Consider the following 13813-nt stretch of genomic DNA (forward strand, 5'->3'; position numbering starts at 1 on the left):
ATTTGGACATATTTTTTCGGAATAGGATTTAATTGAACTCATGAAAGTAAAAGAAATACCTACCTCTCTATTTCATACCTTACAGCTTTTGAGTCTTTCTACCAAAAAACTCAACCGTAGGACACATGAAATTCCCGTTGTGGTTTCTCTGGCTTCCATACCATCCAGATTACATATTGTGCATATCGTTATTCGGAGCTTGCTTTCGCAAAAAAGCCGTCCGGAAAAAATTATGTTATGGCTCCATGAAGATTTAAAAGACCGCATCCCAAAAAAACTTTCAAAACTAGAAGGGGATTGTTTCAAAATATATTACTCCAAACTCAGTTGTTCCCATAGAAAATTGGTACACCCACTAGAAGTTTATCCTGAAAAAGTCATCGTGACCTGTGATGATGATATGATTTATCGAAAAAATTGGCTCCGATTACTCTATGAAAAATATCAGGAAGATTCTGCTGTAATTTGGGCAAATCAAACGCGCGCTATAAGCTATACTGCAGAGGGAGAGCTTTTACCTTATAAAAAATGGCCCTTATCCCCTGTCAAAGGAGTCAATCCTATGGCTATTCTCCCTATTGGTGCCGGGGGTACATTGTATCCTCCGGAATCCTTGGATAAGGAAGTTTTAAATACGAATCTTTTTTTAAAACTTACGCCAAAGGCCGATGACCTATGGTTTAAGGCCATGGCACTAAAAAAAGGAACCATTTCCAAAAATACAGGTATCGCCGTAAAGCCTCCCATTCCAATCATTGACTCACAAAAAGAATCTTTAAAAAGTTCCAACATTGGCCATGATAAAAATAGAACGCAATGGCAGGCCGTCAGCACACATTTTAATCTTGTTCACCTCATAAAATAGCATGCAATGACCAACGAAATCAATAAATGTATAGAAGTACTTTCCAAAGGAGGACTTCTCCTCTACCCTACGGATACCGTATGGGGTATTGGTTGCGATGCCACCAATGCAGCAGCGGTTCAAAAAATTTACACCCTTAAACAACGGGCCAATACCAAGACCATGATTTGTTTGGTTGCCAATGATTTTATGCTTGAAAATCACGTAGAACAAGTGCCGGATGCCGCCTATGATATTATGGATATCAGTACAAAGCCCACTACAATTGTCTATGATAAGCCCAGAGGCATTGCGCCCAATCTTATCGCTTCGGACAACACTTTGGCCATTCGTGTCCCGAACTATAAGTTTTGCCAATATTTAATCAATAAATTCAAAAAACCCATTGTATCCACATCGGCAAATATTGCCGGAAAACCCACGCCAAAAACTTTCAAAGAAATTGATCATGCCATTTTAAAAGGTGTAGACTATGTAGTAAATTTGGACCGTGATAAAAAACCGGGCACACCATCAGCAATTATTAAGCTGAGTAATGATGGCACGGTAAAAGTGATTCGGGAATAACATGATGCAAGAACGCCACGAAGCGGCACTCCAAAATCCAATATTTTCAACAATTAAAGTAGCAGCAACTGCTTTGGCAGTAGATTGTTATGTCATTGGAGGTTTTGTACGCGATTATATTTTAAAGAGAGGTACTGCAAAAGATATAGACGTGGTAGCCGTAGGCAGTGGTATTGCCCTGGCCAGGGAAGTGGCAAAGCATTTGCCTGGAAATCCACAGGTATCCGTATTTAAGAATTTTGGTACGGCCATGATCAAATTAAATGATACCGAATTGGAATTTGTAGGCGCCCGGAAAGAGAGTTATCAAAGGAATAGCAGAAATCCAATCGTGGAAGACGGGAGTTTGGATGACGATCAGAAACGTCGTGATTTTACCATTAATGCCCTGGCCATATCCCTTAATGAAAAAGACTATGGCACGCTTCTAGACCCTTTCGATGGGGTATCGGACATCTCAGCCAAAGTCATACGAACACCTTTAGATCCCGGAATTACATTTTCCGATGATCCTTTGAGAATGCTTCGGGCCATACGTTTTGCCACGCAATTGAATTTTAAGATAGACGAAACAGCTTTAAGGGCCATTACCCAATATCACGATAGGATAAAAATTATTTCCAAAGAGCGCATTGTAGAGGAATTACACAAAATTCTAAGTAGCCCTAAACCTTCTATTGGTCTAGCCCTGCTGCACCAGACAAAGTTACTACAACATATTATGCCGGAATTGGTTGCGCTTCAAGGAATCGAAGAAATTGAAGGCCAACGGCATAAAGACAATTTTTGGCATACCTTGGAGGTTGTGGACAATATTGCACAACATACCAACGATGTTTGGTTGCGTTGGGCCGCCCTGTTGCATGATATTGGAAAAGCCCCTACCAAACGCTTTGATAAAAAAATTGGCTGGACTTTTCACGCGCATGAATTTGTTGGCGCCAAAATGGTCTATAAATTGTTTAAAAGGCTCCGTATGCCCTTAAATGACAAAATGAAATTTGTCCAAAAAATGGTATTCATGAGTTCTCGGCCCATTGTGCTGTCACAAGATTATGTAACGGATTCTGCGGTCCGAAGATTGATTTTCGATGCTGGCGATCACGTAGAAGATCTCATGACGCTCTGTGAAGCGGATATCACCACCAAAAACCCGAAGAAGCAAAAAAAATACCGAAACAACTTCAAGTTGGTACGCCAGAAAATCGTAGAAGTAGAAGAACGAGATCATATACGAAATTTTCAACCCCCCATCAGCGGAGAAGAAATTATGAAAACCTTCAAGCTGAAACCTTCCAAGGAGATCGGTATCATCAAAGATGCCATCAAAGAAGCCATTCTAGAGGGAGAAATCCCAAATGAACACGATGCGGCCCATGCTTATATGATTAAAAAAGGGAAAGATTTAGGGCTCACTCCGGTACCTGAATTGGAATAATACGTCTGAGATACAAGCAGTTGGTATTTAGGTATGAACTTCAGTCTTAAATGAATCCAATATCCACATCAATTTGGCTATTCTTATAAAAAGTTGACCCAATTACTTCCGTTTTAGTGTTTCGATGGTTACTTTTGAGTAACCATTAATTTTTTTTATAAACACTAATAACAGCCATGATGAAAATCGCTACGCCATAATACTTCAAAAAAAGCCTTGTACTTCATAAAAAAGGAAGGCTTTTACCTTTTCGGAAATTATAGAATAGGTTAGTTCCGTAGAAATTGCCTTGAAATGTTCAAGGTGTTTTTCTGCAAGTCACACATTATTTATCCAACGAATTTCGTCATTCAACTACAGAAAAGCGGCAATGACAACATTTTATCGTTAAATCAGTGGGTAAGCATGTACTTTTAGTTCTTTTATCGAGAACCGTTAACTACTCAAAACGCAAAATTTCTTTCTATGAAGATATGCACAATTTTCCCTAAGTTCAGAATTCATATTAGCATCTGCCTTTTCTTTCTTGCTTTAACAACAGCTTTTGGCCAAACTACGCCCACTTTTGCAGGGACACAAGGACCAACGCTATTGTCCGGAACAGATAGGACCACGGGCGCCCGATACCTCTATACCAATGTTGCCTTAAATGTAAATGGGGGCACTATCAATGCAGATGCAGTCCTTAGCATTATTGAAGTGAACAACATTACGATTGACAATGTGGATACCGCTTTGGGTGTTGACAATAGGTTTGAGCCCTCTACGACAACCACGGCCGCAGGAGGTTATGTAGAATGGGAAATTCTATTTGTAGAATCGGGCACGGCTTCTGCTACGGAAAATGGTGCCCCGATCTTAATAGATTCCTACACGCTTGAGGCCATTGATGTGGATGGTCAAGAATTTTTCGAAGTATTGGTTCCAGATAGTTTTACGATTGAAGGAGGAAATAGTCCAGTTCCTGCCGCTTGTCCCCAGCCTTCCAATGCTACGGACAATAGTGTTGGTTGTCCTTCAGATTTGGTCGCTTCTGTGAATGGAGACTTTATCCGTTTTCAGAGCGATGCCGATTTTTCGCAGGGGGTCCTTACGGCGCGCACGGAATATATTGTATCTGTAACCTACAATAACGTAAGTAGGGTACGCTTTCGCAATGGACAATCCATCGTCGGAAATTCAAGACAAAATTCAATCTCCTTCCTAGGAGAAGTCAACTTTATCAATCCACTAACAGTTCCTGTAAATACCCCTCCGGTTGTCATTGACAATAGTGGAGGACAAATGATACAGAACGTTACCCCTAATATTTCAAGAAATGTATTAAATGGATCTTCAGATGCCGAAGGAAATATCGATCTTGCGACAGTAATCCTTATCGACCCCAATGATTCTTCCAATACTGCCGTTGCAGGAGGAACTTTAATAGTTCCCGGTGTTGGATCTTATGCGCTCGACGCTTTAGGAAATGTTATTTTTACCCCTGTACCAACTTTTTCCGGAGAGGCCGTAGTTAATTTTAGAGTAGAAGATACCGCTGCCGCTTCTTCCAATATTGCCGCACTGCGAATTGTAGTTTTCGCCAATGCCGATGGAGATGGACTTTTGGATGCTGAAGATACCGATGATGATAATGACGGTATTCCAGATAGTGAGGAGGATACCAATTGCTTATTGGTCACTGATTTAAATACGCCCAACTTTACGGAAAATACCAATTTGGTCTCTGGAGGTGCTACGGGCACGGCTACACTTAATGGATTGGATGCCGGGGTCATTAATTTCTCTGCCAGTGTTGGGGGAACAGCAACTTGGAATGGCGGCATACAAATACAGAACAATCCCGCGGTGGGCGATTTTATCTTTGCCCAACCCCAGAATACAGACAATACAGGAACAGCCAATGTGGCAACCTATGTTTTTGACTTTACAACACCGATATCCAATTTTACTTTTGTCCTTGGCGGCCTGAACAATGATGACGAAGTCAGTATAACTGCAAGTATTGGAGGTACGCCAATTCCCATTGATGCCCAGAATTTCAGTGGCTTGGACGCTGGAATCGTGGTCACAGGCAATTCGGTGCGTGGGACAACATTTGACAATGACCCCAATCCCCTGATCAATTTATTTACAACCACCATTTTTGGTGCAGTGGACCAAGTGATCATTACTTCAGGAAAAGCCAATAACAATAATGGCAATGTCACTGTAGGCATGTATTCTTTTGGATATTGCACAGGAAGTGATGGTCCGGCAGATTTTGATAATGATGGTATCCCCAACTCTCAAGATTTGGATAGTGACAATGATGGAATACTCGACGTCATTGAAGCTGGAGGATCCGACCCGGATAATGATGGGATAATTGGTTCTGGTGTCATCACGGATACGGATGGGGACGGCCTTAGCGATATTGTAGATCCTGATGATTCCGGTACGCCGCTACCCCTTCCAAATACAGATAGCAATACTGGAGATCAAGCTGATTTCTTGGATATTGATGCCGATGATGATGGCATCCCTGACAATGTGGAAGCACAACCCACAGATACCTATATACCTCCAAGCGGAAGTGGTTCCGGGATTACCGATGTCAACGAAAATGGTGTTGATGATGTTTATGAAAATGGAGGAAATATCGGATTGACCCCAGAAAATACCGATGGAAGCCTACCTACCTCTGATACGATACCGGATTATCTTGACGACGATTCGGATAATGATGGTTTTGACGATGTAGATGAAGCCAATCAGGGAACTTTTAGTAATACGGATACGGATAACGATGGTCTTGACGATGGATTTGAAGGAGGTAATGCAAACGATCCTGAAGATGTTAATGATGAATTGGACACGGGAGCCATTGCTACGGAAAATGATGATGATCTAGACCCTAGTGAAGTGGATTTTAGAGCAGATTCCGATGCTGATGATGACGGTATTATTGATAATGTGGATTTGGACGATGATAATGACGGTATTCCAGATGTAGACGAAGCAGTTACTTGCCTTACTACAACAGACCTAAATTCTCCAGGCTTTGCCTTAAACACCAATTTTGCTACTGGCCCTACAACGCCGGTAGTGCTCAATGGCCTAGATAACGGTACTTTTGATTTCACGGCCGAAGTATCGGGAACAGCAACTTGGGATAATGGCGTGCAGATTCAAAACAATGCGGCCATAGGAGATTACATTTTTTTACAACCGGAAAACACTGATGATACGACCACTCCCAATGTGGCCATATACACCTTTGATTTCCCAGCCCCAGTTAGAAATTTTTCATTTGTGACTGGAGGTTTGAACAATAATGACCGAGTGACCATTACTGCTTTTATAGGAGGTGTACCCATTCCTCTGACCGAAGATAATTTTAGTGGTTTGGATACGGGAGTGTTCTCCGATGGAAATAGCGTTCAGGGAACGGTATTCGACAATTCTTTTGACCCTTTGATCAATATCTTTTCCACATATATTCCAGGAGAAGTCGATCGGGTGGTCATTACCTCTGGAAAAGCAGATGGAGTAGATACACAGGCTACCATTGGTTTATATGCTTTTAGTTATTGTTTGGCTGATCCAGATGCAGATTTCGATGGAGATGGCATTCCCAACACCCTGGACTTGGATAGTGACAATGATGGAATTTTGGATGTGATAGAGGCGGGTGGATCCGACCCCGATCAAGACGGTCGTGTCGGAACAGGCTCCATAAACGACAATGATATGGATGGTTTGAGCGATGAAGTGGATACTGACGACGGTGGCACTCCCTTACCGCAACCGAACAATGATTCTTTTGGAGGCCTGGATTATTTGGATATCGATGCCGATGATGATGGCATACCTGATAATGTGGAAGCCCAACCTACCGATAACTATATCCCCCCTAGTGGTACAGGTGCAGGAATTACCGATGCCAATGACAATGGTGTCGATGATGCCTATGAAAATGGGGGAGCTCTTGGACTCACCCCTGAAAATACAGATACTACGGATAGCCCGGATTACATCGATGATGATTCGGACAATGACGGACTTTCGGATGAAGAAGAAGCAGGTGAAGGAACTTTTCAAGGTACAGATGCCGATAATGATGGATTGGACGATGGCTTTGAAGCAGGGACCAACACCGATGGTCCTGATGTTAATGATAACCTAGATACTGGAGCTATTGGTACGGATAATGATGATGATGCCGACCCAGCTGAAGTAGATTTTAGAGGGGCTGTAGATTCCGATGGAGATGGTATTTCGGATATCACAGATCTGGATGATGATAACGATGGTATTCCCGATACAGAAGAATCCGATGGAAATGATCCCAATGGAGATGAAGATGGAGATGGTATTCCCAATTATGAAGATAATTTTGATAATGGTGATGGCGGTGATGGAAGTACAACGGATTACACGGATACTAACGGAGATGGTGTCCCGGATGTCTATGATGCTGATTTAGATGGCGTCCCCAATCATTTAGATCTGGATTCGGATAATGATGGAGTCCCTGATATTGTAGAGGCCGGAGGGGTCGATACAGATGGGGACGGTCGTATTGATTATCCAACACCTGGAGATCCAACTTCCTTGAACGATGGAAATGGAGATGGACTGGATGATGGCATTGCTACTACCCCCCTACCTGATCCAGATACGGATAGCGATGGTCTTCCAGATCGTATAGATCGAGATGCGGATAATGATGGGATTTCCGATGCGGTGGAAGCCGGAGCCGTTGATGCCAATGGCAACGGAATTCCTGACGGATTCAACGATGCCGATGGCGATGGTTTCAACGATAATTACGACACTGATAATGATAATGTACCAGGTACTGGAGATGGAGGTACCCCCCTACCTGATCCGAACACCGATGGAGATGGACAAAATAATCGCGTAGATCTTGATTCGGATAATGATGGTATTCCAGATGTGATTGAAGCTGGCGGTTCGGATCCCGATCAAGATGGTAGGATTGGAACAGGGCCCATAGCAGATGTGGATAATGATGGCTTAAGCGATATCGTAGATACAGATGACGATAATACCATGATCAATTTGGATGGTACGGGAACACCCTTGCCCACAGGTGATTTTGATGGGGACACTAGGCCGGATTATATCGATATTGATTCGGATAATGACGGTATTACCGATACCACGGAAGCTGGCGGTTCCGATGTTAATGGCAACGGTGAAATTGATGGTTTCACAGATGCCAACAATGATGGATTGGACGATGCTACGGCAACTACCCCCCTCCCCATTCCAAATACGGATAACAATGCTACGGATGGGCCTGACTATTTAGATATTGATGCCGATGATGACGGTATTGTGGACAATATTGAAGGACAATCCACAGCAGATTACACCCCGCCTTTGGATATGGATACGGATATGGACGGATTGGACGATGCCTACGATACCGATGATGGAGGTACTGCCATAATTCCTGAAAATACGGATCAAATGGATGCACCTGATTACTTGGACATGGATTCCGATAATGATGGTATCGATGATATTATAGAAGGATGGGATATTGATGGAGATGGTACTCCGGAAACCATTCCGGCCAATGCCGATGCAGATAATGACGGATTGGACGATGCCTTTGATACGGACGATGCCGACAACGATCCCACCAATGGGCAGGTTCCTACGGACTTCCCCGATGTACAACTTCCAGGAGGAGATCGGGATTGGAGGCAAGGCTTGGATAGCGATGGTGATGGTATTGATGATGATATAGATCTGGATGCCGATAATGATGGGATTCCCGATATTGATGAATCTGATGGCAACGACCCCTATGGAGATGAAGATGGAGATGGAATCCCCAATTGGGAAGATACCACAGATGATGGCGATGCCGGAGATGGAAGTACAACAGATTATACAGACAATGACGGCAATGGTATTCCGGATGTATACGATACGGATGGAGATGGCATTCCAAATCATTTAGACCTGGATTCGGACAATGATGGTATTCCTGATATCATTGAAGCAGGGGGAACGGATACCGATGGTGATGGACGTATTGACTATCCCGTCCCTGGAGACCCTACTTCCTTGAATGATGGAAATGGGGATGGATTGGACGATGATATCGCCACTACCCCTTTGGAAGACCCGGATTCCGATGGAGACGGTGTGGCAGATCGTGTAGATCTTGACTCGGACAATGACGGTATTCCAGATGTTGTCGAAGCTGGTGGCACGGATACCGATGGTGATGGTGTTTTGGATGGTTTTGTCGATGCCGACAATGATGGTTTCAATGACCTTGTAGATGCAGATAATGATACGATTCCAGGGCAAAATGATGGTGGCACTCCTTTGCCTAATCCCGATTCGGATAGCGATGGTGTAGACGATCGTATTGATATTGACTCAGATAATGATGGGATTCCTGATGTTACCGAGGCCGGTGGCCCGGATCCAGATCAGGACGGTAGAATTGGAACAGGTCCAATTACGGATGCCGATGGAGATGGTTTTGATGATAACATTGATACAGATGACAATACTACTCCTGCTCCTTTAGACGGTACAGGAACACCCTTACCTACCGATGATTTTGACAATGACGGCAGGCCCAATCATCTTGATATAGATGCGGATAATGATGGTATTACAGATGCTACCGAAGCCGGCGGTACTGATACCGATGGCAATGGTGAAATTGATGGTTTTATAGATGCCGATGGCGATGGATGGGACGATAATACTACAACAAACCCCTTGCCCATTCCCAATACGGACAATAACATGAATGATGGGCCCGATTATTTGGATATTGATGCCGATGATGATGGTATTGTAGACAATATTGAAGGACAATCCACAGCGGATTACACCCCTCCTTTGAATATGGATACGGATATGGACGGCTTGGACGATGCCTATGATACCGATAATGGAGGAACAGCCGTTATTCCTGAAAATACTGATCAAACCGATGTACCCGATTATTTGGACAGGGATACGGACAATGATGGTATTGACGATATTATAGAAGGATGGGATACCGATGGAGATGGTACAGCAGAAACCACACCATTGGGCACCGATGCCGATAATGATGGTTTGGACGATGCCTTTGATACGGATGACGCAGATAATGATTCTACCAATGGACAAACCCCTATTGATTTCCCCGATGTACAACTACCAGGAGACGATCGGGATTGGAGACAAGGTTTGGATAGTGACGGGGATGGTGTGACCGATGATCAAGAAATCACAGATGGTACGGACCCCAATGACCCTTGTAGCTTCTTGGAAGCAAGTATTAGTCTGCCGCAAACTGGGGCCTTCCTTCTTGCCGATTGTGATGGGGATGGTGTTACCAACGGAGACGAACTATCTGGACCAGATGGCGACCCTAACACGCCTGAGGACAATACGGATCCTTTTGACCCTTGTAGTTTTGACATCAATAGTATTACGCTAGCGCAAACAGGAGATTATCTTTTAGCAGATTGTGATGGGGATGGTGTTACGAATGGACAGGAGATCACCGATGGAACAAATCCTGAAGACCCTTGCGATTTTGTCCGGGACAATGTGACTTTGCCGCAGACAGGAGATTATCTTTTGGTGGATTGCGATGGCGATCAAATCTCCAACGGACAGGAGATTTTGGATGGCACCGACCCAGATGACCCCTGTGATTCCATAGGAGGTACGCCTCCGGCCGGGTCCAATTGTACCATTGAAATTGAAAATCCGATCATTACCCCAAATGGGGATAATGTCAATGATGAGTTCATAATCCCCAATATCGAACTATTTCCCAACAATACCGTTGAAATTTATAATCGCTGGGGCGTATTGGTGTTCCAAACCTCAGGATATAACAATAACACTAATGTTTTCAGAGGCTTCTCCAACGGTAGAGCAACCATAAGTCAGAATGAAGGTTTGCCAGTGGGCGTTTATTTTTATATCGTCAAATATGTAGACGGCAATCAGACCCGAACCGTGAATGGATATTTATATGTTAATCGTTAATCACAAATGAAAAGTCAAAAACGCATGAAAAAATATATCATTATTGTCTTATTGGCCATCATTGCCGTTGAAACGGTTAACGCGCAACAAGATCCGCAGTATACGCAGTATATGTACAATACCCTGGTGGTAAACCCTGCCTATGCGGGATCAAGAGGGGTATTGAGCATCAACGGCCTATACCGTTCCCAATGGGTGGGATTGGAAGGGGCTCCCGAAACCCAAACCATTAGTTTTCACAGTCCGGTTTCAAAACGCGTGGGTATAGGACTTTCTTTAGTGAACGATGAAATTGGGGAAGGCACTCGACAAGAAACCTATATCGATGCTGCCTTTTCGTATACTGTACCTACATCAGACACCGGAAAGTTATCCTTTGGATTGAAAGTGGGGGGTGAAATTCTCAATGTAGATTTTTCCCGATTGGCCAATGTGGGCATTGAAACCAATTTGACCAATGTTGATCGGAAATTCTCTCCCAATTTTGGGGCAGGAGTCTACTATCATACCAATAAATTCTATGCAGGTCTATCGGTTCCCAACATTCTGGAAACAGAACATTTTGACGATTCTGGACTTACCAATTCCTTTTTGGCATCAGAACGCATTAATTGGTATCTCATTACGGGATACGTGTTTGACCTCAACCCCAATCTAAAATTTAAGCCTGCCGTATTATTCAAAGCGGTCAATGGAGCTCCTTTACAAGCCGATCTATCTGCCAATTTTTTATTGAAAAATAAATTCAGTTTCGGTGCTGCTTATCGTTGGGATGCTGCTTTTAGTGCCTTGTTGGGTTTCCAACTTACCGATCAATTGAATATAGGTTTGGCCTATGACCGTGAAATTACAGAGTTGGGAGATACCGCTTTCAACGATGGTTCCTTTGAGGTCTTCTTGAGATATGAATTGTTCACCAGATACAAAAAAGTAATAACGCCAAGGTTCTTTTAAGCAAAATAGCATGAAAAAATATATGTATTCTATGTTCATCGGGTTGTTGTTTTCCGCAGCGCTAATGAACGCACAAGACAAGAAAACAAGAAAAGCAGATAGAACCTTTGATCAATATGCCTATACGGATGCCATTGTATCCTATGAGACATTGGTAGAACAAGGGTATGATTCCGAAACGATCTACAAACGATTGGGAGATGCCAATTACCTCAACGCCAACTATGACGAGGCTGCTGATTGGTATGGGAAACTTTTTGATGTAGAAGGGCATGTCATGGAAACGGAGTATATGTATCGCTATGCACAAACGCTAAAGTCCCTTAAAAAATATGACGAATCCAATACATGGATGGAGCGTTTTAGGATGTCACAAAAAGAGGATACCCGGGGCACGCTATACCAAAGGAACCTAGATTATCTGGAGGTCATTGAGAACAATTCAGGCAGGTATACTCTTAAAAAATTGGGTGTCAATTCAAAAGCATCCGATTTTGCACCTGCATTCCATGGTGAAGAAATTGTATTCTCTACCGCAAGGGATACCGGTATTGTAAGGCGAGCTGTTCATGCATGGAACGGGCAATCCTTTCTAAATTTGTATAAGGCCCCAGTCGCCCCGGATGGTAGTTTAGGGGAAGCTTCCAAATTTCCTAGACTGAACAAAAAAACACATGAATCCTCCACCGCCTTGACCAAAGATGGGAAAACACTCTATTTTACAAGAAACAATTCAAAAAACAATAGTTTTAAAAGGGATGAAAAAGGCGTAAGTCGATTGAAAATTTACAAAGCCACCTTGGTCGACGGCAAATGGACCGATATCGCTCCGCTTCCCTTTAACAGTGATGCCTATTCCGTAGCACATCCTAGTTTGAGTCCCGACGAAAAAAGATTGTATTTTGTCTCAGATATGCCAGGAAGTATTGGAGATTCCGATATCTTCATGGTAGAGATACTTGCGAACGGTACTTTTGGCACTCCAACAAACCTTGGTTCAAAAATCAATACCAAGAGCAAGGAGACCTTTCCCTATGTTACCGCATCCAATGTACTGTATTTTGCTTCAGATGGACGTCCTGGCCTAGGAGGCTTGGATATCTATGCCATGAAATTAGAAGATCTTGACAATCCGTATATCGTAAACGTTGGGAAACCGATAAATACCGAAGAAGATGATTTTTCCTTTATCATTGATGAAACAAGTGGTCGCGGTTACTTTGCCTCTAACAGAACAGGGGGGCAAGGCAGTGACGACATCTATGGTTTTAAGGAAGAAACTCCGATAGATTTAGAGTGCAATACCACAGTGGATGGTGTAGTGGTGGACAAAGAAGACCAAACTCCCTTGCAGAATGCCAAAGTGGCCATTCTTGATGGTGATGGTACTCTCATTGCAGAAACGACCTCCGATACCGATGGATCGTTTAGTTTGGAAGGAAATTGTAAAGATGGGCAATATCGCGTGTTGACCCTTAAGGAAGAATATAATGATGGAACCGAAAGCTATACTGTCATTGATGCCAATAACACTTCCGGGCTTATCATTTCCATGGAAAAAACCATTAAAAAGGCTCAAGAAGGAGAAGATCTGATCGCCTTTCTTGGTTTAAAACCCGTTCATTTTGATTTGGATAAGTCAAATATCCGACCAGATGCTGCAGAAATCATGGATCAAATTGTACAATACCTGAACCAATTCCCAGATTTGCGTATTGAAGTACGTTCCCATACCGATGTGAGGGCAAGTGCGGCTTATAACGACAGGCTTTCAAAGGAAAGAGCCGAAGCAACCATGGCTCATTTAATAGCACATGGCATTGCAGATGAACGACTTAGCGGACGTGGTTTAGGGGAAAGTGAATTGCTGAACGATTGTACATCTTCATCCAAATGTTCGGATGAGAGACATCAAGAAAATCGAAGATCTGAATTTATTGTGGTCCAATAGAACCCCT

General features: G+C 43.1%; 6 protein-coding genes. All 6 read left to right on the forward strand.

What is annotated here, in order from left to right; all coding sequences use genetic code 11:
- The first annotated feature begins 40 nt into the window (after positions 1-40).
- The 6 genes from ACEXOE_RS15975 (at position 41) to ACEXOE_RS16000 (ending at position 13806) form a co-directional block, all read left to right on the forward strand.
- Positions 41-865 carry a zinc-binding alcohol dehydrogenase gene (locus tag ACEXOE_RS15975; RefSeq protein WP_394749838.1) on the forward strand — a complete coding sequence of 275 codons (825 nt, stop codon included), beginning with the start codon at positions 41-43 and terminating at the stop codon, positions 863-865.
- Positions 866-871: 6 nt separating this feature from the next.
- Positions 872-1432: an L-threonylcarbamoyladenylate synthase gene (locus ACEXOE_RS15980; protein ID WP_394749839.1), complete on the forward strand. Its 561-nt coding sequence runs from the start codon at positions 872-874 to the stop codon at positions 1430-1432.
- 1 nt (position 1433) lies between these two features.
- On the forward strand, positions 1434-2870 hold the full coding sequence (locus ACEXOE_RS15985) for a CCA tRNA nucleotidyltransferase (RefSeq protein WP_394749840.1): 1437 nt from the start codon (positions 1434-1436) through the stop codon (positions 2868-2870).
- Between the two features lie 465 nt (positions 2871-3335).
- Positions 3336-10901 carry a T9SS type B sorting domain-containing protein gene (locus tag ACEXOE_RS15990; protein ID WP_394749841.1) on the forward strand — a complete coding sequence of 2522 codons (7566 nt, stop codon included), beginning with the start codon at positions 3336-3338 and terminating at the stop codon, positions 10899-10901.
- Positions 10902-10925: 24 nt separating this feature from the next.
- Positions 10926-11855, forward strand: coding sequence for a PorP/SprF family type IX secretion system membrane protein (locus tag ACEXOE_RS15995; protein ID WP_394749842.1), 930 nt, complete (start codon positions 10926-10928; stop codon positions 11853-11855).
- A 10-nt stretch (positions 11856-11865) separates the two neighbouring features.
- The gene (locus tag ACEXOE_RS16000) at positions 11866-13806 is read left to right on the forward strand and encodes an OmpA family protein (RefSeq protein ID WP_394749843.1); all 1941 of its coding nucleotides are present in this window, start codon (positions 11866-11868) and stop codon (positions 13804-13806) included.
- Positions 13807-13813: the final 7 nt, after the last annotated feature.

The sequence above is a fragment of the Spongiimicrobium salis genome, assembly GCF_043678055.1.
GTDB lineage: Bacteria > Bacteroidota > Bacteroidia > Flavobacteriales > Flavobacteriaceae > Spongiimicrobium > Spongiimicrobium salis.